The organism is Mucilaginibacter sp. (assembly GCF_028288225.1).
Lineage (GTDB): Bacteria > Bacteroidota > Bacteroidia > Sphingobacteriales > Sphingobacteriaceae > Mucilaginibacter.
Genome location: NZ_JAQBOC010000070.1, coordinates 21,683 through 46,990 on the forward strand (window position 1 = coordinate 21,683; position 25,308 = coordinate 46,990).

Genomic DNA, 25,308 nt, shown 5'->3' on the forward strand with positions numbered 1-25,308 from the left:
ATTGATTATCAAACAAATAAATTTTTACCCATCTACGAAACTGTTCGTTTCCGAACGGTGGGTGATACAAAGGCGGACGATTTTGGGAAGGTTTATGGCGATGCTTAAACGGTTAAACAAATGGGTAATTTTATTAATTTTAGCCAATTAGCTTAATATCACATGCAAAATCTCATCCTGAAAAGAACCGATTCAGATAACACCCATTTCCGCAATTTAATAAGCCGCCTTGACCAGTACCTGGAAAGAAGATATGGTGCACAACAGGGCTTTTTTAACCAATTTAATAAATTAGATAAAATTAAAAATGTGATAATTGCTTATTTGGATGACACCCCGGTTGGCTGCGGTGCGCTCAGAGCATATAACAATACCGACATTGAAATTAAAAGAATGTTTGTGGCCGATGAACACCGGGGCAAAGGCATTGCAATGCAGGTATTAAATGAGTTGGAAAACTGGGCGACAGAATTAAACTTTCAAAACTGTATATTAGAAACCGGCACAAACCAACCAGAGGCCGTAAGCCTTTATCTAAAATGCGGGTATGAAATATCCGAAGCTTATGGGCATTATGTTGGGGTTGAGAATAGTATTTGTATGAAGAAAGGGTTGGGGTAAGTTAAACCGTATATATTATATGGCGCAGGGCGTTGCCCTGCGCTGATGGATGTCGCCCTTTCAGGGCTTGGCAGGCATTTTCTCGTTCCTGGCCCTGAAAGGGCCCAATATGTCAGCGCAGGGCAACGCCCTGCGATACAGCGATAATGTGATTATATGACGCTGATTCCCTACCTTTGCGCAATCCGGGATAAAAACCCGGCAACTGTATGATAAAAGAAATTGAAATTGTTTGTCCGCCGGGGCAGCAGGAAGATGAAGGCGCTTTAATAAGGATCGCTGCTGCATCATTAAATATATCCCCTCAAAAAGTATCGGCCTTAAAAATTCTAAAACGCTCTATTGATGCCCGTGGCCGCAAAGTGGTTTACCGCATGCAGGTACAGGTGTTTGTTGATGAGGTTTATGTACCCGAAACATTTACGGTTAAATACCCTGATGTAAAATCTGCGAAGCCTGTGATTATAATAGGCGCTGGCCCGGCCGGACTGTTTGCCGCTTTGCAGTGCATTGAGCTGGGTTTAAAGCCCATAATAATAGAGCGCGGCAAAGATGTAAAACAACGCCGCCGCGACTTGGCAAACATCAATAAACAGGGCCTGGTTAACCCGGAATCAAACTATTGCTTTGGCGAGGGCGGCGCGGGTACCTATTCTGACGGCAAGCTGTATACCCGTTCAACAAAGCGTGGTGATGTAAATGCGGTATTAAAAACTTTTGTGTCACATGGCGCTACAGAAGATATTTTGATAGATGCCCGGCCGCATATAGGCACAAATAAGCTCCCGCAGATCATCACATCCATTAAAGACAGCATATTGAACGCCGGCGGCGAAGTGATTTTTGACGCTAAAGTAACCGGCTTGATTGTAGAATTTGGAAAGATAAAAGGCGTTGTGCTGGCAAATGGCGAAAAGCTAATGGCCGACGCGGTTATTCTGGCAACAGGTCACTCGGCAAGGGATGTTTTTGAGATGTTGCATCATCAAAATATTTTGATAGAGGCTAAGCCATTTGCCCTGGGTGTAAGGATCGAACATCCGCAGGAGATAATAGACCAGGCGCAATACCATTGCGAACATCGCGGACCAGATCTGCCGCCATCCTATTATAACCTGGTGGAACAGGTTGAGAACCGGGGCGTATTTTCCTTTTGCATGTGCCCGGGTGGCATTATCGCGCCTTGCGCAACAGAAGCTGAAGAAATAGTGGTGAACGGCTGGAGCCCATCAAAACGGAATAATCCTTTTGCAAATTCGGGTACGGTAGTGCAGATAAATTCAGAGGATGTTAAAGGCGATATGAATGATCCCTTAAGGATGCTCCGCTTTCAGCAGCAGATAGAAAAGCTTGCCTTTAAAGCGGGTGGCGGTAACCTGGTAGCTCCCGGACAGCGAATGATAGATTTTGTAGAGAACCGCATCTCGAAAGATCTGCCGGAAAATTCTTACCTGCCCGGCACAAAGTCTGTCGAACTAAAAGAAATTTTACCAGGCTGGATCAATGAGCGTTTGCGCAAGGCCCTGCCTGCTTTTGGAAAAAAGATGAGGGGCTATTATACTAACGAGGCTATTTTGGTAGGTGTTGAGTCGCGCACATCATCGCCGGTAAAGGTGCCGCGGGATAAAGAAACCTTGCAGCATCCGCAGGTAACAGGATTGTTTCCATGCGGCGAGGGCGCAGGTTATGCCGGTGGCATAATTTCTGCTGCTATTGATGGAATAAACTGTGCCATTGCGGCATCAAAAATATAACATGACTATTTCAGAAAAACTAAGCAAAGAGTTAGAGCAGGTATTATCGGGCGACCCCTGGTATGGTTCCCCGGTTTATAAGATCCTTGAAAATATAAATTTTGAAACGGCCTATGAGCAACCTGGCGGATCGATACATAATATCGCCGGTATAGTGCTGCACATGCTTTCGTGGACGGAAGAAGTAATGGACCGGTTGAACGGAATGCCCGCACAACAGCCATCAAGCGGCGACTGGCCCAATCCAGGTGCGCCTGATGAGCAAAAATGGCAGCAATATGTCAATGATCTGAAGCTGGTTAACGTAAATTTGCTGGGCATTATCCAAAATTTCCCTGAGGAACAATGGAATGAACCCATGCTTGACGAGCGCAACCCAGAACTGGGAACAGGTGTAAGCCACGAAGAGCTGGTACGCGGATTGATACAACACCATGTTTACCATTCGGCGCAAATTGCATTATTAACGAGGATTATATTATGATTTCACAGATTTTAAAAATGATTGCACAGATTCAAGAAAAATCAGTGAGATCAATCTCAAGCAATCGATGTGATCATTTTTAAAATCGGTGTAATCCAAAAAAATGGCTGATAAAAAAACATTAATATTAGGCGCAACACCCAACGAAGGGCGTTACGCAAACCTTGCCGCCAACAGGCTGGTAAGGAGCGGGCACACCATTGTGAATGTAGGCCTTAGGGAGGGCGAAGTGGCGGGTGTGCCTATTGAAAAGGCCGAAACCATCCATAATGATATTGATACGATAACGCTTTATGTTGGGCCGGTACACCAGGAAAGTCTGTACAATTATATATTAGACACCCATCCAAAACGCATCATCTTTAACCCTGGCACTGAAAATTCTGAGTTGCGCCGAATGGCCAATGAAAAAGGAATTAAAACAGAATATGCCTGTACGCTCGTGCTGTTATCGATAGGACAGTATTAGCATTGAGGAAGTCGTGAGTCTTTAGTTCTAAGTCAAAATTTGTCTTTTTCCGACTTAGACCCTCAAGAGTTTTGACTTTGGACTTTCGACTCAGGACTAAATGTCAATTTACAGGTGACACAACGCTGGTATAGCTCGTTTCAATATTTGCCCCGCCGCAAATTGTTTGGTAGATAACGCAATATCTTTCGGTTAATTTAGCCAGGCTTGCCAGTTGTTCTTCTGTGGCAGCTGACTGTAAATTAAAATTAAGCCTGATCTGCTTAAATCCTACAGACGCATCTTTTGAAACACCTAAGGTGCCGCGAAAATCAAGATCGCCTTCTGCTTCAACAGTTCCGCTTTTAATTTCCACTCCAATAGCAGTGGCCACGGCGCTTAAGGTAACGCCGGCACAGGCTACCAATGCCTCAAGCAGCATATCGCCCGAACAGGCAAGTATTCCATCGCCCCCGGTAGCGGGATGAAGACCCGCTTCTACTATTGCGCGGCCGGTTTCTACTTTGCATGAGATTCCTTCCCCAATATTGCCCTGCGCTTTTAAAGTAATTAAGGCCGAACCGGGTTGCTCTTTATACTTTTCTTTAAGCGGGGTCTGCAGATCTTTTAATTCATTAGCATTCATATAAATAAATTTAGACAGATAATTGCTCCGGGTGAGTTATTTTGATGCTAGTGTTAAGTCAACAGTATTAGTCAGCAGCGCATACCTCTTTTATCGTATCACTCAATGGCTTAAACTCAATCCCTATAGCCTTTTTTATTTTCGAATTATCATAGTTACGCGTCATGGTGGCAGCCTGTGCCGATACCTTATCGATAGCAGGATCTTTGCCTGTTAATACACCAATTATGCGGGCCGCCCGCCATGCCAAATTCATTATCCAGGGCTTCGCTAATGTTGCAGGGCGTTTTACACCAAAACCATCTGCAATTTCGGCGGTAATTTGTTTGTATTCGCGGTTTTCGGCGTTGATGATATAGCGCTCGCCACTAATATCGCTATCCATCAGCCTGATCATACATTTAGCGACATCTTCCACATCAACAAAACCCGAGCTGCCTGCCGTATAAAATTTAAGCCCCTTACGTACCGTTTCAAATAGTTGTCCGCTGCCTGTGGTGCCTGCATTAGCCCCTAAAATTATCGATGGATTAACAATTATGGCATCCAGCCCTTCGGCAATGCCACGCCATACTTCCATTTCGCTTTCCAGCTTTGATATGGCATAGCCATCGGTTTCGACATCGCGGTCAAGGTGGTGGTTTTCGGTTATCAGGTCGCCGGGCTTGGCGAGCCCTATGGCTGCAACCGAGCTTACATGCACCAGCCGGATATTTTGCTCCGTGCATAAATTAACCACGTTGGCGGTGCCGGTAACATTGGCATTTATCATAGGTTTTTTGTCGGCCTGTTTTAATGATACCCATGCCGCGCAATGGTAAACCTGTGTTATGCCTTTAAGAGCGTCTTCCAGCGCAAAAAAATCCATCAGATCCGCCTCCACCCATTGAATTTGGTACGGGCGCAAAATGCCAGGGACCAGCGAAGCGGCACGCCTGGTACAACGGATGCGGTGCCCCTGCTGCACCAACTGAAGCGCTACTTCTGACCCTAAAAAGCCTGTTGCACCGGTAACTAAAATCATATTTTGATGTGCGGATATGCTGATGTGCAAATGTGCGGATTTTAACTAAGATTCATAGGATTTGACGATTAAAGGATTTCTTTTAACCGGATGAATTCTTATAAACTCCATTCTTCCGGACTTTTCGGCTTTCCCGACTTTCGGACTTCATCAAGATTCATAGGATTTGATGATTAAAGGATCTCCTTTACCCGAATGAATTCTTGTATACTCAATTCTTCTGGACTTTTCGGACTTTCCCGACTTTCGGACTTCCACCAAGATTCATAGGATTTGATGATTAAAGGATTTCTTTTACCCGAATGAATTCTTGTAAACTCCTTTCTTCCGGACTTTACTGTCTTTCCCGACTTTCGGACTTCCGCCAAAACTATCATTTACATGACACTATTTAGGCACGTTTTAAGTAGCTTCGCATTATATGACGACAATCACCCGTGAACAAGTTTTACAAGCACTGGGCAATGTTGAGGAACCCGATCTAAAAAAAGACCTGGTTACCCTGAACATGATCCAGGATATTAATATTGAGGGCAACCGGGTTAGCTTTTCAGTAATACTAACCACACCGGCATGCCCCCTAAAGGCAATGATAGAGAATGCCTGCCGCAACGCTATTCTTCATTTTGTAAGTAAAGATGCCGAGATACATATCAACATGGCATCGCGGGTTACTTCGCAAAAAAATACCGGTGTGCCCGGTGTTAAAAATATTATTGCGGTTGCATCAGGCAAAGGTGGTGTAGGTAAATCAACCGTTGCGGTAAACCTGGCTTTGGGCCTTGCAAAAACAGGGGCAAAAGTTGGATTGATTGATGCCGATATTTATGGCCCTTCTATCCCAATGATGTTCGGTTTGGAAAATGAACGGCCTATGGCGCGCGAGGTAGATGGTAAAACCCGGATCCAGCCCATTGAAAAATATGGCATTAAGTTGCTTTCGATAGGCTTTTTTACCGACCCTAACCAACCTGTGCCATGGCGCGGGCCAATGGTATCAACCGCGGTTAAACAATTATTTAACGACGCCGACTGGGGTGAGCTTGATTACCTGGTGGTAGACCTGCCACCCGGAACCGGCGATATCCATATTACGGTAACACAAACTTTCCCGGTAACCGGGGCAGTAATTGTTACCACACCGCAAAATGTGGCGCTGGCCGATGCAAAAAAAGGGATAGGCATGTTTATGATGCCGGCCATTAATGTACCGATACTGGGTGTTGTTGAAAATATGGCCTACTTTACCCCGGCTGAGCTGCCCAAAAATAAATATTATATCTTCGGTCAGGGTGGCGGTAAAAAGCTTGCCGCACAGCTTAACGTGCCCTTTTTGGGAGAGATTCCCCTGGTAAAGGGCATCAGCGACAGCGGCGACTCGGGCAAACCAATTGTTTTGGACGATGAGAGCATGATGGCCAAAGCCTTTATAAATATGGCTAAAGGCGTAGCGCAACAGGTTGCCATAAGCAATGCAAAAGCTTTTGATAAGGCTAATGCAGGGCAGCAGGTGAATAGTTAAATCATCTAAGCGCGTCATTGCGAGGAACGAAGCAAACCCTGCACAAGCCAATCAATGACGGAGAATATAGTGGCGACCAAACAGCTGCTTTAAGGTTCACATTTATATAAAGGTTCGGGAGTGTCCTTAGCAGAGTTTGCTTCGTTCCTCGCAATGACGATTGGATGTTTGACTGAGGCAATAAGCAGCTATTTGTAGCTGTTTGTATACAAATGGAAAATATTTAATAACTTTACTTTATAATATAGTACAAATGAGTTTATTAGATCAGGTTGAAGCAGCGTTGGATACGATAAGACCGTATTTGCTGACAGATGGGGGGAATGTTTCAATTGAGGAGATAACTCCCGATAATATAGTAAGGCTTAAATTGCTTGGCTCGTGCGGATCATGCCCCATGAGCATCATGACGCTTAAGGCTGGGATTGAGGAAGCTATAAAAAAAGCTGTGCCGGAAATTACAGGGATTGAAGCAATAAACCTAACCGATATTGACGATCCGAATGCAGTACTTCCTGAAAACCTCAGGTAGTGTTAAGTTTTGTTAAATTGATACACCTATTGCTGCAATAAGCTATTTTTGTTCAAACTTTGAAACTTTTTAATAAAAAACCCTGTAAAAAATAACACAGCTCATTTCTCCTAATGAAGAAGTTAATTGGCTTTCTTTTCTTTTTATTTATAACAGCAACTGCTTTTGCGCAAAAGCCGGACAGGCCTATAGTGCAGTTTAGCGGGATTGTTCACAATGCTGATAGTGCAGGTGTTATTGTGCCTTATGTAAGCATTGTAAACACCAGCAATCAAAACCTGGTTAATATTTCAAACTATAAAGGTTATTTTTCATTCCCGGCCCATGAGCGCGATACCATCCGTTTTACCTGCGTGGGATATGCTCCTGCAATTATAGTTATCCCTGCAAATATTACCTCAAAAAGCTATACTGCCCAGGTAATGCTAAGACCGCAGATCATCAACCTGCCGATATTTCACGTTTTCCCCTGGGCAACTACCGAAGAATTCAGAAAAGATTTTATCTCCATGAAGGTTGCGGATGACGACCTTGCCATAGCGCAAAAGAACTTAAGCCGTTCATCTATATTAAGCTTACAGCGCTCCCTGCCACGGGATGGCTCAGAAATGAATGGTTTCCAGGATTTTCATAACAGCGTGCTGAACTCACACTCCATTACCAATCCGCTGTTAAATCCGTTTAACTGGGGCAGCCTGATCAAAGAGATCTCGGAAGGCGATAAGAGCCGGACACCGGGTAGTAATTAGCAGAGGGGTGAGGGAGAATCAAGAAGTCAAGATTCAGGAAGCAAGAGAGAAAAAAAATCATAGCATTTCAAAAAAAATAATGGCTCAGCAGGGGGGGCTTGCGGGGTGAAATTCAAACTTGTCGCCGATAGATATATCTCCATCATTAAGCATCTGCCTGGATTACAGAAATCTTGCAGAATTTGGCTAAAGCCCTCTTTTTGATAGCCCATTATCCGTTGGCTGAAGCCCAATGGTAATGAATGTAATAATGGCAGACAAATTCATTGCCACATCTTTTTATAAAACCCCAGCGGGGTTAAACGTCGGTAGAAACAGATCAAAAAGTCATATATATGTGCCGCAGGTACATAACTTTTTCCGCCCTTATAGCTGGCCAATATCAAATCACCGGGGAATAGTCCAATAAGTTTCGCACCTGACGGCGCGAAAAATGATTGTGTTTTATTATTCTCCCGACCTTTTGCTCCTAACGGAGCAGCCTTTCATAATATAATTGAAATAAAAGATGTGGTACACGGTAGCCTTCCGGGGAGGGTTGGGTGGGGCTAAAATTCTTTTGGGGAGAATAATTATTTGTGTTTACCTTAACTTAAGAGCATTCAGGAGACCCTGCGGTGACGAAGAAATTTCAAATAAAAAAGAGCCGAAAACCAAGCCGTTTAATTATCTTGATTCCTGACTCTAACATTCTTGCATCTGTTCCCTTAGCGTCCCTTCTTGGCCGCCGGAAATTTCATTTTATATTCAACGTCAACAATGCCCTTTGAAATATCGGTCAGTTTTTTTTCTAACAGGCGTTTGCGTAAGGGGCTTAGCTTATCCGTAAACAACTTGCCTTCAATATGGTCATATTCATGCTGTATAACCCTTGCGGCCATTCCTGAAAACGTCTCTTCATGGTGTTTCCAGTTTTCGTCATAATATGAAATCTTGATATCAGACTTGCGGTATACGTCTTCCCTTATATCGGGGATGCTGAGGCAGCCTTCGTTAAACGCCCACTCTTCGCCGGTTTCCTCTAACATTGTGGCATTTATAAAGGCTCTTTTAAAATCTTTTAATTTTGGATCTTCATCAGCAAATGTTGAAACATCAACAACAAATAAACGCATGGAAAGGCCAACCTGCGGCGCTGCCAATCCTACTCCATGGGCGCCATACATGGTTTCGTACATGTTTTCAACCAACTCTTTTATATGCGGATATTCATCCGGCTCAATGGCTGTTGCTTTTCTTCTTAAAACAGGGTCGCCGTATGCAATAATAGGAAACTTCATCGTGCAAAAATACGGCTTTATTGCTTAGGCTCAAACAGTAAGGTTATCATCCTGTCATTATCAAAAATTTCATTACTTATTTCTAACAATTGTACGGCTGTAACTGCATTTATTTTGTCAAATACCTCCTGCAGCGTATCCACATAATTAAAATCGAGCAAACTTTTTGCCATTGAAATGATCAGGCTCATCCGGTTTTCTTCGGCTAAAGCTATCTGGCCAATAAATTTTTCCTTCGCCTGGTGCAGCTGCAGGGTACCCAATTTATTATCCCGCAGTTTTTTTAATTCCTTGTGGACCAGTTTGGTTGCTTTTTCAGCCTTTTCACTATCGGTTCCAAAATAGATAGAGAAAATACCGGTATCTGTCAGCGGGGTATAGTTTGATTCTACGGTATATGCAATACCATATTTTTCCCTTATCTCCAGGTTTAAGCGGCTGCTCATCCCCATGCCCCCCAGCAGGTTATTTAAAAGCAGCAAGCCGTTTTTATGCTGATGGGATGATGAATAAGCCCGGCTGCCAATAATGCAATGGGTTTGAGATATGGGCTTGGCAACAACACTTTTTGTTGAAAAGATCTCCGCAGGGGTGATCCGGTGTTTTTTTGTATGATTTGCCAGTATTGGGCCAAAATATTTTTCAGCCAGTTTAATTACCTTTTTAAAAGCATAATCGCCAAAAACGGCAAAAACCATTTCGGAGGTGTTATAATTGGCTCCAATAAATTGATTGATATCTGCGGTGTTCAGTTTGGCAACGGTTTCCGGCGTGCCTAAAATATTGTTCCCTATCGGGTGCCCTTTAAACAATAATTCTTCAAAGTCATCCTGGATAGCTTCCTCAGGCTGATCAAGGTAAGAGGAGATCTCGTCCAAAATCACCCCGCGTTCCTTTTCCTGCTCATCCTCGGGAAAGGTGGAATGAAATAATATATCCTCAAAAAGGTCAATAGTGCGCTCCAAATGCTGGTTTAGCAACGATGCATGGATGCAGGTATACTCTTTGGTGGTATAGGCATTCAGGTCGGCGCCCACAAGTTCCAGGCGGTTCAGGATCTGGTTGGTGCTGCGGCGTTCGGTTTCTTTAAACAGCAAATGTTCAATAAAATGGGCCAGGCCGGTTTGGTGCTCCAACTCATCGCGCGAGCCGGCATTAACAACAAAACAGCAATGCGTTATGGTTGATGCCGCATGCTTAAAAAGTATCCTGATGCCGTTTGGTAAAGTGTGAACCTGGTAATCCGTCATGATTGAGGCGTAAAGATAAGTTTTAAGTCGGAAAAGTCCGGAAAGTCCGAAGATCCGGACGAAAAAAAGAAAATTATTCATGGCCTTCTTCCGGCTTGCAAAACAACACATAAATATTATCAAATAGCGATGGACTGGAAATTAAGGGTGTCCGAAACAGCGCTAAAGGCAGGGCCGGTGCGATTCCCTTACTGGGGGCTACAGAGTGTAAACATCTTTTTGAATTTGGGTTGGCACTTATGCTTTTCACGGTGGCTTTAAGTATAAAAATCAACAATGACCCATCGGGTCAACCCCTTTGTAGAAAATATAATAACAAAGGTATTGCCTCGTTAGAGGCTACCGTTTGTTCGCAAGACCTTTAGACTGATGAAGGGTAGACTCTACGAGTCAAAGAAGAATGGACCTTGTATTTCTACAAAGGGGTAGACCCCGTGGGTCATAGCTCCAGAGGAAGTACGGGTGATTAACTGTGGTAAAAGGGTTGACGAAACGCCCCAAACCTTCCCCCGATGTCATTAAGTTAAGGGAACGTCGGTTATAAACTGACCACATAGCAACGTCCAACACCCCACCTAAACGGCATAGCCCTCATGAGCACCCACTAAAAATAAACAACTGTGAATAATCCTCCCTGGAAGGGGAGAACATAAAAAAATAAACGTATCCGAAGCTACGTCTCTCCGCTAATCAGCGGAGGAAATTTAGAGGGGGCTACCAGGCTTTTAGGGAAAATTGCATTTGTGTTTCCCCTTAACTTAATGACATTGCTGTAGCTCATAGGAAAGAGATCGCACGGGCCCCGCTTTAAAAATCTTTCGAGCACCTCCATGTCAAAAACCCATCGCTACAGCAAAAGCCACTCAAACGTTCATACTGCGTTCAACTTTTTCGTCCTGACTTTCGGACTTTCCCGACAGGTGCAATTCAAATTGCCGCCAATAGCTATAACTTATCGTTAACCATCTGCTTAGCTTATTGAAATCCCGAAGAATTTGGCTAAAGCCTTATTTTGATTGCCTATTATCCATTGGCTGAAGCCCAACGGCAATGAATGAAAAAAATAGCAGACACCTCCATTACCGTCCCATTTATTGGGCGGATAAGAATAAAATAAAAGTTAAGGGCTTTAGCCAAAAACCAGCAGGTTAGCGGCAATTTGAATTGCACCCTTCCCGGCTTCCGGACTATTTTACTAAATTTAACGCATGAAAAAACAAATAGCCGGTTTAGCGTTTGAACCCCTTATAAAATCTGCCGCTATTGATGAGCGCATAAAAGCAATTGGCAAACAGTTAAATGCTGATTATCAGCATACTATACCTGTGTTTATTGGGGTTTTAAATGGCAGTTTTTTGTTTATTGCCGATATTATTAAACAGGTAGATATTCCCTGTGAAATTACCTTTACCAAACTGGCCTCTTATTACGGCGGCACAAAAAGCAGCCTCAAAATTCGTGATGATATTGATTTTAGCGTTGATATTAAAGGCCGTGATGTGGTGGTAATTGAAGATATTGTTGATACTGGCAATACCGCCAATTACCTGCTCGAAAAGTTGAAAGTAAAACAACCGGCCTCCATAAAGCTTTGCTCCCTGCTGCTGAAGCCTGCCGCCCTGCTAAAACCGATAGAGGAGCTAAAATACGTGGGCTTTGAAATTGAGAATGAGTTTGTTGTGGGCTACGGCCTTGATTACAAAGAAATGGGCAGGAATTTGAAAGATATTTATAAGAGGGTTTTGTAGGATTTCGGAAGTCATGAAAATCACAATATTCAAAGCCCTGAAGGGGCAACATACAATAGCGCAGGTCGAAGGCCTGCGTGATTGATAATGTTTTGAACCTTGAGTGTTCGAAACATATCCTAATGATCAATTATTTTCCTGATTTACCCGTATTTAACGCAGGCCTTCGACCTGCGCTGATATATTAGGCCCTTCCAGGGCCATGAAAATCACAATATTCAAAGCCCTGGAGGGGCGACATACGATAGCGCAGGTCGGAGGCCTGCGTGATTGATAATGTTTCAAACCCGCGGCCAATTACTTATACCCGGGATTCGTGGGATTTAAAGAAACGGATTTTTCTGAATCGTATAAACCTAAGTTCAATAAAGATCAACTGACAAAACAGTGTCAGCAGTTAAATAAAAGTTTATGCGGATATTTGAAGTATAGCTGTTTTTTAAGCGCCCTGCAATGACAAGGGGGGTAAAGAGCAGAAAACGGGATTCGAACCCGCGGCCTTCAGTTTGAGAATTAGAATCTGCATTTTGGGCATAAGGTAAATGACAAGTCTATAACAAAATATAAAATAAGGATAGAAAATACTAAGAAATATTCTTTCTTAAATACCGACCATAATGTTCTTTTGGTTACATATGTAGTTATTGACGCGATAATTAATAATAGAATACATGGAATTAAAAGCCCCCATTCCATAGTCAAAAATTTTGCAGATTGTCAATAAGTTAGCTACTATAAATAAAGATTGTAAAGCAATCATTATTTCGAAACCAACTTGACAAATAGATTTTATTAATCGCATGATGGGGTTTAAAGAGCGGAAAACGGGATTCGAACCCGCGGCCTTCAGTTTGGGAAACTGATGCTCTACCAGCTGAGCTATTTCCGCTTAATTATAGTTCGAAGATATAAAGAAAATTAATTTTTAAACTTATTTTCTGTTAATTGTTGACTTTGATCAGTGCAGATAGATCTCATCCTGTTTTAATTTTAATGGCGGATTAACTGAAATAATGCTGATGTATTTCATGCGGGTGTTTGCTTCCTCCTCTATTTTAACCGACTTAACTGCGGATAATTGAAAATACATAGTTTTTGGTTGATAATCAAAAACACTATCAATAAATACAGGCAACATGCTTCCTTTTATAGCAATATCAAATTTTTTTAATAGATGCGGCAGATCTATTAATGTTATACCCGGTTTAAAGGTGAAATATATAGTACCGCTTCTGTCATCATTCAAAATAAGATTGGTTGTTTCACTTTTTTGATAAACATTTACAGCTGATAAATCATTTTGGTCTATAACCGGATGTCTTGTTTGGATGTTTAACTGTTTATTGCCGGTATTTAAAACAAACACAGGGGTGTTTTTATAATTGGCTGTATCTTTGTTAAGTTGGTTGAACGTTTGCCCGGAACAAAAAAGACCTTCAAATAAAAAAACAAAAGTTAACAATATCTTTACCATAATTGGAAGGTTTATAATTACGTTTGGGTTTATAACAAAAATAAACATTAGCTATTCACTAACTCAACAATTCACTAATTTAATATATGCCTGTAATACTGCCTGTAAAAAATATAAGTCCATCATGGGGAAATGATTGTTTTATTGCGCCAAATGCTACAATTGTTGGCGATGTAGAGATGGGGAATAATTGCTCAGTTTGGTTTAATGCGGTGATAAGGGGCGATGTGCATTACATTAAGATAGGCAACAATACCAACATACAGGATGGGGCCGTTATACACGCCACATACCAGTATGCGCCAACAAACATTGGCAACAATGTATCAATAGGCCACAATGCCCTGGTACATGGCTGTACGCTTAAGGATAATGTTTTAATAGGCATGGGCGCGATAGTAATGGATCATTGTATTGTAGAAGAATATGTAATAATTGCTGCCGGTTCTGTTGTTTTGGAAAAAACGATCTGCGAGTCTGGATTCATATACGCAGGCACCCCTGCAAAAAAGATCAAGCCACTTACTCCTGAACAGAAGGAAATGCTTGATCGTTTGCCTAATAATTACATTATGTATTCTGGCTGGTTTAAGGAGTAGCCGGTTCTTTAGGTACCGTAATTGGTGTTACCTGTTCCCAGTTGGCCCTTAATGTTATTGGTGTATCATCAATCCAAATATTTTCCGGCTGTATTTTTTCCTTTACATTACCGCTGTCCCACTTACCGTTATTATTAGCGTCGTAAATAACGCTTACTGTATATTTTCCGGTAAGGTAATTTTTATAGGTCAATGAGGTTGATTTGTGGATCACATCACTATGCAATAACTCTTTCTGCTCGTTCATTACTTCAACTATGTACGCCTTACCTGTATCAGGTACGGTTACGGCTAATGTTAACTGGCTATAATTTTCGCGCTTATCTATCGTAAATTTTTTATTTACCTTTCTGTTTTTATCTCCATATATATCTGTGACAGCGCCATTATCTAAAGCAAGCGTATAATTATCATTTTGCTTCCACCGGTAATTTAGAATGAGGTTTTTGGGATTAGCTGTATCCTTTTGTACTGTAAAATTACTAACCTCTGCTGAATCTTCTTTTAAGGTAATTAAAGAGCTCTCAACGTTTTCGAGAGGGTAGAAACCTCTGATTACTAAATTTGTGCCTGGCTTTAAACGACCATCGCCGGAAATATTGTAACTTAATGCAAATGTTCGCTGAAAGGTTTCTTTTTTGCCTTTTTTCTTAGCTATAGTATCAAGGGGTTTATTATTATCAAGGACGGCAATCCGGATAGAATCAAAACCCATATTACGCATATATAAAGTAGCGGTATCTTTGGTTTTAGTGATGTCTACAATTTTATATTTATCAAAATCGGGAGGATAGATTACTTTTAAGGATGGCTTGTCGAGTCTTTTATTAAAAATAAAAGTCATTTTTCCGTCAGGGTCAAAACCGCCAACAATCCTTAATTTGGATGGCGCCTGTTTAAACAGGTTCAGCTGGATGTTTGAAGTGTCCGTTGTTAAGTGAATTACTTTTTTGTTAAAAGCGATGAGCTCATCATCTTTATTATATATTTTATCGGGGCTTGTTTCCTTCAAAGCATAAATGCGGTAATTATCCGGGTGCAGGTTATTTAAAGAGAATCGTCCGGCACTATCGGTTGTTGCATAAACAGTAGGTTTCTTTTTTCCAAAGAGGAGCGAATCCTGCTTAAGGGTAAAAAGCATAACCGTTGCATCCTTTTCCTTTAATTGGGTTGTTGCATTAACTACCGTACCCGACATACTTAATGAGTCGATATGTTCGCCGGTTGAAAATACATAAGTGAAATTTTTTAAAATGTTCGACTCATTTACATCGGCAATTGCCTTTCCGAAATTTATAACATAAGTCGTATTTTTTTCAAGCGAATCTTTAAGCGTTATCAAAATGCTTTTTTTCTTCACTTTATATTCCGGTAATTTTGCCGGAGTAGGACTCATGCTTATTTCGGAGTAAATATTTGTTAGTTTAAAATATTCGTCAAAATCAAGCTGAATTGTTTTACTGTTAAAATGACGGGTCATATTTGCCGGGGTTGCCAGCAATAATTTTGGCGGATCATGGTCTCGAGGTCCACCCTGGGGTAATTGGCGACTTGCGCAGCCAAAATTCAGCAAAATGATGGAAAAAACGATTATAAGAGATCCAAAAAATCCGGCCTTTTTATTTAACATTGTTTTTAAACGCTATAAACGATTTTTATATTTTAATGATATGGGATATTAAAAAACTAAAATAATTGATTTAACACAAAATTTATATAAACATCTAATTATCAATTAATTGCAAGATTATCTTGATATGTGAACCATTAAAACCGAGACATCCGAGGGTGTTACCCCCGAAATACGTGAAGCCTGTCCTAATGTACGAGGTTTTATCTTCATTAATTTTTCGCGCGCCTCTTTAGAAAGTGATACAAGTTGATGGTAATTAAATTCAGGATTGATTTCTTTGTCCTCCATTTTTTTCATCCGGTCCACAATTTCCATTTCCTTTTCAAAATAACTCTCATATTTGATTTTTATTTCAGCCTGCTCAATAGTTTCTTTATCATACTTTGCAAGCAGGTCATTCAATGTTTCATCCGCCTTTCGCAGATCTTCAAAACCAACCTGGGGGCGACTAAGTAAATTAAATAGTTTAGCACTTTGACTAAGTGGACTTGTCTCTAAGTTTTCCAACAAGCCATTAACACTTCCCGGGTCAATTGATTTGGAACGGGTATAGGCAACAATGCTGTCTGAATTTTTCACCTTGTTTTTTACCTTCTCCAGGCGTTCATCATTTATCAAGCCGAGCTCATGGCCGATTGGGCTTAGTCTAATATCGGCATTGTCTTGACGAAGTAACAAACGGTGCTCGGCCCTTGAGGTAAACATGCGGTAAGGTTCTTCAGTACCTTTTGTAACCAGGTCATCAATCAAAACACCAATATATGACTCAGATCTTTTCATGATCAATTCGTGTTTGTCATGAATTTTTTGATGAGCATTGATCCCTGCTATAAATCCCTGCGAGGCGGCTTCTTCATAGCCGGTTGTTCCATTTATCTGTCCGGCAAAATATAAGTTGCTGATCAGTTTAGTTTCAAGCGTTAATCCGAGCTGGGTAGGGGGAAAGTAGTCGTACTCTATGGCGTACCCAGGCCTGAACATTTTTGCTTTCTCAAAACCCGGGATCTGGATCAATGCTTTGTATTGGATGTCTTCTGGTAAAGATGTAGAGAAACCATTTACATAGATCTCTACCGTGTTCCAGCCCTCAGGCTCAACAAATATTTGGTGTCGGTCGCGTTCAGCAAACCGATTGATTTTATCTTCGATAGATGGGCAGTATCTTGGCCCTAATCCTTTGATCCTACCAGTAAACATTGGCGACTTTTCAAAGCCCTCTTTCAATGTTTCGTGTACATTTTTGTTGGTATATGTTATCCAGCAACAACGTTGCTCTTTGGCTAATTCTACATCTGTAAAGGAGAAACGACCACGCTCTTCATCTCCCCATTGCTCTTCCATCTGACTATAGTTCAGACTACGGCCGTCGACTCTTGGAGGAGTACCTGTCTTCATTCTCCCCGATTCAAAACCCAATTGGACTAGTTGTTCAGTTAAACCGGTCGCTGCCTTTTCTGCTGTTCTACCCCCCCCAAAGCGTTTTTCACCTATGTGAATCAAGCCATTTAAGAACGTACCATTCGTAAGAACAACCGCATCTGCCTCTATCTCTATACCCAGTGAAGTTTTGATGCCAGCTATAGTATTGTTTTTAATCAATAACGAGATAACTGTGTCTTGCCAGAAATCGACATTGGGAATACGTTCAAGAGCTAATCTCCATTCTTCAGCAAATCGCATGCGGTCGCTTTGGGCTCTGGGACTCCACATCGCCGGACCTTTTGATCGGTTTAACATACGAAACTGAAGCGAGGTTTTATCTGTTATTATACCTGAATATCCGCCCATGGCATCAATCTCGCGCACTATTTGACCTTTGGCTACACCACCCATAGCCGGGTTACAGCTCATCTGTGCTATCACTCCCATATTCATAGTGATTAACAAAACAGATGAACCGAGATTGGCAGCAGCAGCAGCAGCTTCACAGCCCGCATGTCCGGCACCAACGACTATTACATTATATTTCTTAAACATTTCAACTCCTATATTCCACGTGGAACAATTATATTATTTGTTTTTTTTAGAGTGTTCCACGTGGAACACTCTTTTTTATTGCGATATACCTGCTTCTATTTATGCAACTATTTACGTTCTTGTAATGTTCCACGTGGAACATTAAATAATGATAATAATGCAACAAGCCCCCAAATACCTTCTAATACCACAAACGGATAAAATTTAATTAAATATGATGAAAAACAACATATTCCCGCACCAAGAAAGTTCATAAAACCATAGACCTTGCTTTGGGCAGGTAGTTTTTTATATAAATTTAATAAAAAGGCGATCAATAATATAATAACACCAATTGAGGCCAATATGTCTGAAGTCTTCATTTATGCTTCCTTTAGTTCGGTTAATTCAATCCAGCGAATGCTTTTTTCATCAAGCTTACTGTTTAAACCCGTTATCTGTTGCAATATTTCAGTCAATTTAGCGACCTCAATCCCTACAACATTAAGTGTATTGCTTTTTTCTTCTATCTGTTTTTCAATTGTTGCGATTTCGCCTTCCAGTATATCCAGCTCTTTTTGCTCTTTAAAGCTTAATTTGCTTTTCTTAGGTTCTATTGTCTTTTTTGCTTCACTCGCCGGGCTTCGTTTGTTCTGTTGTTTACTTTCTTCCAACTCAACCCTATATGCAGAATAGTTTCCGTTATAAATTTTTACGTGCCCGCCCTCTTCCATTATAAAAAGCTGATCGGTTAGCTTGTCAAGTAAATACCTATCGTGCGAAACCATCATCAAAACACCGGAATAGTTAGTTAAAAACTCTTCTAATATATTTAATGTATCAATATCAAGATCGTTTGTTGGCTCATCCAGAATTAAAAAATTCGGATTCTTCATCAAAACACTCATCAACTGCAGCCGTTTCTTTTCACCCCCGCTTAATTTAGAGATAAATCCATATTGCTTGGCAGGCGGAAAAAGAAACAGAGTAAGCAGGGCAGAGGCTGAAATAAGCTTACCATCAGCCATTGTTATGAATTCAGCCACATTCTTTACTATATCAATTACACGCTCATCCTCCTTAAAAACTATTCCCGATTGATGAAAATAGCCGATAACAGTAGTCTCTCCTTTATCAATGATGCCTTTATCTGGCTGTAATCCTCCGGTAATTAAATTAAGTAAGGTTGATTTCCCACTTCCATTCTTCCCTGCAAGGCCAATCCTGTCTCCTTTTTTAAATACATAGCTAAAGTTATTTATAAAAATCTGATCCCTGAATGATTTATAAAGATGACTCATCTCCATAATTTTATTTCCCTGGCGTGCGGTTTTAACGCTTAGTTCAACCTTCTGCTTGGCTCCGCCGTTCTTTGTCTTTTCTTCCAGATCATAAAACGCATCTATCCTTGCTTTTGATTTGGTGCCGCGGGCCTGTGGCTGTCTGCGCATCCATTCCAGTTCTTTACGTAATAAGTTGCTGTTTTTTTGAAATGAAGCTTCGTCAGCGCTTTCACGTTCCGCCTTTTTCTCCAGGTAATACCCGTAATTGCCAACGTAAGGAATAATCTTGCCTTTATCAATCTCCAATATTTCGTTACATACGTTATCCAGGAAATATCTGTCGTGAGTAACCATCAGGATGGTTTTTGAACCATCTGTCAGTAATTTCTCCAGCCACTCAATGGTATCAATGTCCAGGTGATTGGTTGGCTCATCTAAAATATAAATGTCCGGATCTTCTATCAATAGTTTAGCCAGAGCCAAACGTTTTTTCTGCCCGCCAGATAAAGTGTTAATCTTTTGATTAAGGTGATGGATATCCAATCTCCCCAAAATGGTCTTTATTTTATATTCATATTCCCAGGCATCAACATTGCTCATTTCCTCCATTACATTTTCAATAGCTTTGGAGTTTTCGGGGTCATTTTCCAATAGCTCCTCGTATTTACGGATTAGTTGTTGTTGTATGTCATCTGCATGGAAGATATAGTCGCTTATGGTAACCGCATCTTTAAAGCCAGGATCTTGTTCCAGGTAGCCCATGTTTAAATCGCGCATTTGCGCAACTTTACCCTCGGTCGGTTTTAAACTGCCGGCTAATAATTTTAAAAGGGTTGATTTCCCGGCACCATTAATACCTACCAGCGCAACCCTGCGGCCGCGGTTAATGCCTATGGCTACGTTTCTGAAAAGCCAGTGATCATGAAAGGAATGGCCGAGATTCTCGGCAGAGATATAATTACTCACGATAGTTCTTGTATTTTATCCGAAGAGTAAATATATACTCCCCGTTCGTTTTTTAATGATTGCTTATACATGGCACCCGCCACGGTTTTAGCAGATATTGATCTGTATTTTTTAAGGTTACCTATCAGCAGGGGATTCAGGATCTTCATCAATCCGGTAAAGAAAATTTCCAATGGCCTGTTTTCTTTCCTGTCGCCGGTTAATAATGATGGCCGATAGATTTGCAGCACAGGTAATCCAACCTTTATAATATCTTCTTCCGTTTCACCTTTCATTTTTGTGTAAAAATTTGACGAGCTTACATTGGCGCCAATAGCAGACACCAAATGAAACTGATCAATTTTATTTTTTAACGCAATTTGTGCCAGTTTCAATGGATAATCATGGTCAACTTTTTTGTAATCATCCAGATTGGGTGTTTTTTTCTTTGTCGATCCCAGGCAGCAGAAGATCACGTCGCCGGTAATTGCAGCTGAATACTCGTCCAGCGTATTAAAATCAACTCTTAATTGCTTTAATTTATTGTGTTTTAATGGTAACTCTTTCCGCACAAATATCAATACTTCGTTATAGCCAGGCTCATTCAGTAAAATTTCTAATAAACTACTGCCTACCAATCCACTTGCACCAGCCATAATTGCTCTTTTAACCATTTGGCTCCAATTTTTTGCAAAAATACGCATAATTAAATTGAGATAAAGAATACATGTTTAAACACCGAATAAACAAAACATTTCTCGTTTTAATTCTGATATAAATAGAAAAAAATCTTCAAATCATCCCGGTCATCCAAAAGCAGGAAAGAGCTTAAGTGATTTCTAATATCTGACGCCTATTATTTTATTATAACACACTTCAACATTGTTATTAACCCCGGTTAATAATTTTCCGGGAAGATTTATTTTTTAAGATTGATGAAATGTCTGCTTTTTGTAATTATTTTGGTCGATAATTAGCAGGTCTTTTTAAAGAAAAAAATTACCTGCCAAATATTGTGTAACTGAATATTACACTAAAAGTACTATTTATTAAACCTAACTATTATCACATGAACAGCATTCGTCCCTTATGTAAATTTTCCGATATGCAATGAAAAAGACAATAATTTTTATGTTCGCATTAGTACTATTAACCGGCGTTGGGACCTGTATTTACTTTGTTGGAAATATAAGCGCTACTCTTCCCCCAATTAAAGAATACGAATATCGAGGGGATGTCAATCAATTAATTACTAAAATGAAACTCTTCGCCTCAACCAGGCCACATCTGATTTTTAGTATTGGCGAAATTTTAGGTAATAAGACGAGTGGATATGCTTATGACATTACCATTAAAATGAAAGATAAATCACACGATCTATTATACGAATTAAAATTTGAAGACACAGATGGCATTAGACCGACAACCAAATTACTGCTAATTGGAGCTCACGACCTTACCAATAATACTGGAGGATACGGACTAAAAGCTATAGGAATGAAGTTATTATTGGATAATTTTGATTCCGACTTTTTAATTCAGTTGAAAAACATCGATATAGTGATTTTAACTTCAGCTTCATATTGATTACCCCATGATAAAAAATCCTATTCCTAGGGTAAGGCACACTGTTTTATGCTTGAGCCTTGTTCTTTTTTTTGCCGCATGTAATAAAATTTCCGTAGTCCCGACACCGACAGTCCCGGCACCAGCTCCCGCCAAAAAGTGGATCGTTTCTACTGTGGCCGGATCGACCACCCTAGGATTCATTGACGGGGACACTACACTGGTGCAATTCAACAATGCACAAGGTATCGTCGCGGACGACCATGGAAATCTGTTTGTAGGCGACCAGGGAAACGTAAGCATCCGGCAGGTCACTTACTCTGGTCATGTCACCACCTATGCAGGTAAAAATATCAGCAACCCCACCCCGCTTTTCGGTAATATTTACAGTCTTGTAAGAAATAGCCAGGGTGATTTTTATACAATTGAATACAGTTTAATTCGGAAAATAACATCGCCTACCAATAGCTCTATTTTTTCGGGGTCGCTGTCAGTCAATTATTTAGATGGTATTGGTACCAATGCGGCTTTCAATTTTATCGGTAATATGGCCATCGACAATCAAGACAATATTTTTCTGCCGGACTATGATATCAGCGATAACTTCCATCTGCGCAAGGTTACTCCCGGTGGAGTTGTCTCCACTTTAACTTTGAAGGACAGCACAGGTTATTCCTCTAACGGACTACCAAATTATCATTATCTGTATTCCATAGCGGTCGATGCGTCAGGCAATATATATGTAACAGGGAATGGGAACTGCCTTATAAAAAAAGTGGATCCCGCCGGTAACGTAACCATTCTGGCCGGAGCAGGCGATATCGGTTTTAAGGACGGTAAAGGAAGGGACGCCAAGTTTAATACCATCCTGGGCATGACCTGCGATGCTTCAGGCAATCTCTGGGTCAGCGATGGCGACAATCATGCAATACGGGAGGTTACACCGGATGGAACAGTCACCACGATCGCGGGACAAGGAGTAATGGGCTATTCGGATGGGGATAACACGAAGGCGCTTTTCAAATATCCTTTTGGGATTACGGTTGATAACAAAGGAGTTGTATTTGTTATGGATAACGGGAATAACAGGGTACGGAAATTGGAGTATAAATAAGGTTTTATATTTTCCATCTGAGTGATCCGCAAGGATTTTTCAGCTGCCAGAAGCCGGGGACGCTTTGCGGCAGCTAGCGCATTTATAAGCTTGACTGCGCTTTTGATGTGAGCGCCCGGTATCCGCCAAACTATATTAAACAGACAGGACGCCATCAGGCGGCGGTGAATGATGTTTTTAACGGGAATGCTGATTTCGCAAAAGGGATAGCGGCAGCGAAGATGAAAAACGACGTGCACAATAAACATAAATCGATTATATGAAAATCACCAGCCTTGCAGTTTTGTTGCTAATTGTTAACACGGTCTTCGCCCAGGTAAAACGGGTTGACAAAGTGCTTGATTCCTGCATTAAAAAAAACTTTAATGGTGCAGTGCTCATCGCCAAAAACGGGAAGATTGAATATCTTAAATATACAGGGATAGCCAACCGGCATTACGATATTAAGTACTCAAACCAAACCATATTTCATTTGTTTTCGGTTACCAAAACGTTTACCGCGGCTTTAATAATGCAATTGGTCGAACAAAAAAGGATCAATTTAGATTCAACTATATCAACCTATTACCCTGCTTATAAGGGCGAGGCCGCAAAAAAAGTAACCATCCGTAACCTGCTCACTTATACCAGTGGCATGTATCATAAAGACCTGGATGGCAGGCAAATGTTGCTTGAAGCTTATAGTAAGGATATTTGGCCCCTGGATACATTTATAACCCGCTATCTTTCTGAAAAGCTGATAGATACACCCGGTACTAAATTTAATTATAACAACGGCGACTATATTTTACTGGGTAAGATAATTGAGAACGTATACGGCAAACCTTATGAGCAGGTATTAAAGGAAAAAATACTAACCCCGCTTAAAATGAACCATACAGGTTTGCTGCACCATGAGGATATTATAAAAAATATAGATGAAGGATATTCTAACCAGGATGGCAGCACAACAGCGCTTTATACGTCGACTAATTATTACATCGATAATTATTACTCAGCAGGGGGCATTTATTCAACACCCTCTGACCTGCTTAAATTTGACCAGGCTATTTTTAACCATAAAATATTGAAGAAAGCAACAGCTGAACTGATGCTTACCCCGTACCCCAAGCTTGGGGATGTAGCATTTGGTTTTTGGGTATACCCAAAAAAATTCGGAAAAGTGAGTACCATATTCGCAGAACGGCAGGGCGCCGGCTATGGACATCACTCCAATTGGATCCATTTGGTTGATAAAGGGCTTACATTTATTTTACTTTCAAATACCGATACGGTCGATCTGAATAAGATGCGGATGAGGGTTATAGCGGCTTATTTGAGGCAGTGAAAGAAAAGCTTGAACGGGTTAATGCTGCCAGGTGGTCAACTGATATCAACGCTCCTGGACATTGAAAACAATAGACAGATGGAGATAAGTTTCTTTAATTTTTAGATAATTCGGTGGACGGAAAAACCCTGTATGCCGCAAGGACTTTTCTGTCGCTGCCACATACGTCCCCGGCTTGTGGCCCGCAGGACAAGTAGCCAACAAACAATTAGCCTGCAGAACAAACACCTTACACGCTAATCCCCTGCAAAAAACATCGATTTTTATACTGCCAAAGCTTAGTCCATGTCACTAATGCCCGTTTTCCCACGCCGTTGAGTATCATGCCCCGCCCGCAAGACAAAAGCTATCAACTAGCCCCAATCCCCCCATCAAAACAAAAACACCTTCCTGCGTGTTTATTTATTAGCTCAATTATTAAAACCGAAGCGCAATCCGTTTGCCCGTTGCAGATTTCCCTCAATAATACAAGCCGGCCCGTATTAAAAACAAGGTGAATTTATTTGATTGAGACAAAAACAAATTTGTAAATCATTGCTTTTTAACATGCAATAAATATAAATAACTATGGCAGAAGAGATTACAATTCCAGCCTGGAAAAAATGGTTCGAAGATATTGGCGACCAGGTTGGATTTTTCTTTAAATTTTTCAAAAACATTTTTGTAGGTGGTTTTGAATGGTCGGAGTTTGTGCGGCAATGCTACGAGATAGGCTACCGCTCAATGATGCTGGTTGGCATTACTTCGTTTATAATGGGTGTGGTGCTTATTTTGCAGCTGCGGCCAACTTTAGTAGCATTTGGTGCGGCAAGTATGTTGCCAAAAACGCTCTCCGTTTCTTTTATCCGCGAAATTGGCCCGGTAATTATTGCCATTATTTGCGCGGGAAAAATAGCATCAAGCATTGGCGCCGAGCTGGGCAGTATGAAGGTAAACGAGCAGCTGGATGCGATGGAGGTATCAGGTGCAAACCCAACGCAATACCTCGTGGTTACCCGCATCATCGCAACAACTTTAATGGTACCAATATTATCCGTAATTGGCGACGCTATTGGTCTTTTCGGGGGCTTCCTGGCACTAAACATCCGCGATAGCATAAGCTTTCAGCTGTATTTTACCAAGGTAATTGCCGCGCTTGATTTTACCGACTTTTTACCCGCCTTTATCAAAACCATATTTTTCGGCTTTGCCATTGGCTTTGTAGGCTGTTATAAAGGTTTTCACTCCAATAAAGGCACTGAAAGTGTAGGCATCGCTGCAAACTCGGCCGTGGTAACCGCCTCGCTTTGGATTTTTGTTATTGATGCCATTGCCGTTCAGATAACCAGTTTGTTGTTTTATAAATAGGATGGA

At 41.1% G+C, this 25,308-nt stretch carries 23 protein-coding genes and 1 tRNA gene; 13 read left to right on the forward strand and 11 right to left on the reverse strand.

The annotated features are described in order from the left end of the window. Positions 1–162: 162 nt before the first annotated feature. The 4 genes from JWQ54_RS20555 (at position 163) to JWQ54_RS20570 (ending at position 3,328) form a co-directional block, all read left to right on the forward strand. A complete protein-coding gene (locus JWQ54_RS20555; protein WP_299588751.1) occupies positions 163–621 on the forward strand; it encodes a GNAT family N-acetyltransferase in 459 nt (152 codons plus the stop codon). Positions 622–830: 209 nt separating this feature from the next. Beyond that, a complete protein-coding gene (locus tag JWQ54_RS20560) occupies positions 831–2,375 on the forward strand; it encodes an NAD(P)/FAD-dependent oxidoreductase (RefSeq protein ID WP_299588753.1) in 1,545 nt (514 codons plus the stop codon). A 1-nt stretch (position 2,376) separates the two neighbouring features. Continuing rightward, a complete protein-coding gene (locus JWQ54_RS20565) occupies positions 2,377–2,859 on the forward strand; it encodes a DinB family protein (protein WP_299588755.1) in 483 nt (160 codons plus the stop codon). Between the two features lie 103 nt (positions 2,860–2,962). Then, positions 2,963–3,328, forward strand: coding sequence for a CoA-binding protein (locus JWQ54_RS20570; protein WP_299588757.1), 366 nt, complete (start codon positions 2,963–2,965; stop codon positions 3,326–3,328). Between the two features lie 103 nt (positions 3,329–3,431). Here the strand turns inward: JWQ54_RS20570 and JWQ54_RS20575 are convergent, their stop codons facing one another. Further along, positions 3,432–3,953, reverse strand: coding sequence for an OsmC family protein (locus tag JWQ54_RS20575; RefSeq protein WP_299588758.1), 522 nt, complete (start codon positions 3,951–3,953; stop codon positions 3,432–3,434). A gap of 67 nt (positions 3,954–4,020) precedes the next feature. Further along, positions 4,021–4,977 (reverse strand): NAD-dependent epimerase/dehydratase family protein, encoded by a 957-nt coding sequence (locus tag JWQ54_RS20580; protein WP_299588760.1) that lies wholly within the window; start codon positions 4,975–4,977, stop codon positions 4,021–4,023. Positions 4,978–5,398: 421 nt separating this feature from the next. On the opposite strand from JWQ54_RS20580, the gene JWQ54_RS20585 reads away from it, so the two are divergent. From JWQ54_RS20585 to JWQ54_RS20595, 3 genes are all read left to right on the forward strand, one after another. Then, complete coding sequence (locus JWQ54_RS20585; RefSeq protein WP_299588761.1) at positions 5,399–6,499, forward strand: Mrp/NBP35 family ATP-binding protein; 1,101 nt, start codon at positions 5,399–5,401, stop codon at positions 6,497–6,499. A 253-nt stretch (positions 6,500–6,752) separates the two neighbouring features. Continuing rightward, the gene (locus JWQ54_RS20590; protein WP_299588763.1) at positions 6,753–7,031 is read left to right on the forward strand and encodes a NifU family protein; all 279 of its coding nucleotides are present in this window, start codon (positions 6,753–6,755) and stop codon (positions 7,029–7,031) included. Positions 7,032–7,144: 113 nt separating this feature from the next. Then, entirely contained in the window at positions 7,145–7,780 is a 636-nt protein-coding gene (locus JWQ54_RS20595; RefSeq protein ID WP_299588765.1) for a hypothetical protein, read from the forward strand. A gap of 707 nt (positions 7,781–8,487) precedes the next feature. Here JWQ54_RS20595 and def read toward each other — a convergent pair. Both def and JWQ54_RS20605 read right to left on the reverse strand, forming a co-directional pair. Beyond that, the gene (gene def, locus JWQ54_RS20600; protein WP_299588767.1) at positions 8,488–9,060 is read right to left on the reverse strand and encodes a peptide deformylase; all 573 of its coding nucleotides are present in this window, start codon (positions 9,058–9,060) and stop codon (positions 8,488–8,490) included. A 17-nt stretch (positions 9,061–9,077) separates the two neighbouring features. Next, positions 9,078–10,310: a pitrilysin family protein gene (locus JWQ54_RS20605; RefSeq protein ID WP_299588769.1), complete on the reverse strand. Its 1,233-nt coding sequence runs from the start codon at positions 10,308–10,310 to the stop codon at positions 9,078–9,080. Positions 10,311–11,518: 1,208 nt separating this feature from the next. On the opposite strand from JWQ54_RS20605, the gene hpt reads away from it, so the two are divergent. Beyond that, positions 11,519–12,058, forward strand: a complete 540-nt coding sequence (hpt, locus tag JWQ54_RS20610; RefSeq protein WP_299588772.1) for a hypoxanthine phosphoribosyltransferase — start codon at positions 11,519–11,521, stop codon at positions 12,056–12,058. An 816-nt stretch (positions 12,059–12,874) separates the two neighbouring features. Here the strand turns inward: hpt and JWQ54_RS20615 are convergent. Then, positions 12,875–12,947 (reverse strand) — tRNA-Gly (locus JWQ54_RS20615). A gap of 69 nt (positions 12,948–13,016) precedes the next feature. Further along, on the reverse strand, positions 13,017–13,532 hold the full coding sequence (locus JWQ54_RS20620) for a hypothetical protein (RefSeq protein WP_299588775.1): 516 nt from the start codon (positions 13,530–13,532) through the stop codon (positions 13,017–13,019). An 86-nt stretch (positions 13,533–13,618) separates the two neighbouring features. Here JWQ54_RS20620 and JWQ54_RS20625 point away from each other — a divergent pair, with 86 nt between their 5' ends. Beyond that, on the forward strand, positions 13,619–14,131 hold the full coding sequence (locus JWQ54_RS20625; protein WP_299588777.1) for a gamma carbonic anhydrase family protein: 513 nt from the start codon (positions 13,619–13,621) through the stop codon (positions 14,129–14,131). On the opposite strand, the gene JWQ54_RS20630 is transcribed toward JWQ54_RS20625, so the two are convergent. The 5 genes from JWQ54_RS20630 to JWQ54_RS20650 form a co-directional block, all read right to left on the reverse strand. Further along, positions 14,121–15,761, reverse strand: a complete 1,641-nt coding sequence (locus JWQ54_RS20630) for an Ig-like domain-containing protein (RefSeq protein WP_299588780.1) — start codon at positions 15,759–15,761, stop codon at positions 14,121–14,123. The two genes, JWQ54_RS20625 and JWQ54_RS20630, sit on opposite strands and share 11 nt — an antisense overlap. A gap of 117 nt (positions 15,762–15,878) precedes the next feature. Next, positions 15,879–17,741, reverse strand: coding sequence for a tRNA uridine-5-carboxymethylaminomethyl(34) synthesis enzyme MnmG (gene mnmG / locus JWQ54_RS20635; RefSeq protein WP_299588783.1), 1,863 nt, complete (start codon positions 17,739–17,741; stop codon positions 15,879–15,881). Positions 17,742–17,848: 107 nt separating this feature from the next. Then, positions 17,849–18,103, reverse strand: coding sequence for a hypothetical protein (locus tag JWQ54_RS20640; protein ID WP_299588785.1), 255 nt, complete (start codon positions 18,101–18,103; stop codon positions 17,849–17,851). Continuing rightward, on the reverse strand, positions 18,104–19,969 hold the full coding sequence (locus JWQ54_RS20645) for an ABC-F family ATP-binding cassette domain-containing protein (protein ID WP_299588788.1): 1,866 nt from the start codon (positions 19,967–19,969) through the stop codon (positions 18,104–18,106). It abuts the gene before it with no gap. Next, a complete protein-coding gene (locus JWQ54_RS20650) occupies positions 19,966–20,652 on the reverse strand; it encodes an NAD(P)H-binding protein (protein WP_299588790.1) in 687 nt (228 codons plus the stop codon). The genes JWQ54_RS20645 and JWQ54_RS20650 overlap by 4 nt, the downstream gene beginning before the upstream one ends. A 406-nt stretch (positions 20,653–21,058) precedes the next feature. On the opposite strand from JWQ54_RS20650, the gene JWQ54_RS20655 reads away from it, so the two are divergent. The 4 genes from JWQ54_RS20655 (at position 21,059) to JWQ54_RS20670 (ending at position 25,302) form a co-directional block, all read left to right on the forward strand. Continuing rightward, positions 21,059–21,535, forward strand: a complete 477-nt coding sequence (locus JWQ54_RS20655) for a hypothetical protein (protein WP_299588793.1) — start codon at positions 21,059–21,061, stop codon at positions 21,533–21,535. A gap of 202 nt (positions 21,536–21,737) precedes the next feature. Next, on the forward strand, positions 21,738–22,628 hold the full coding sequence (locus JWQ54_RS20660; protein WP_299588795.1) for an SBBP repeat-containing protein: 891 nt from the start codon (positions 21,738–21,740) through the stop codon (positions 22,626–22,628). 259 nt (positions 22,629–22,887) lie between these two features. Continuing rightward, a complete protein-coding gene (locus JWQ54_RS20665) occupies positions 22,888–23,955 on the forward strand; it encodes a serine hydrolase (RefSeq protein WP_299588798.1) in 1,068 nt (355 codons plus the stop codon). 567 nt (positions 23,956–24,522) lie between these two features. Then, positions 24,523–25,302, forward strand: coding sequence for an ABC transporter permease (locus JWQ54_RS20670; protein ID WP_299588800.1), 780 nt, complete (start codon positions 24,523–24,525; stop codon positions 25,300–25,302). The last annotated feature ends 6 nt before the right edge of the window (positions 25,303–25,308 follow it).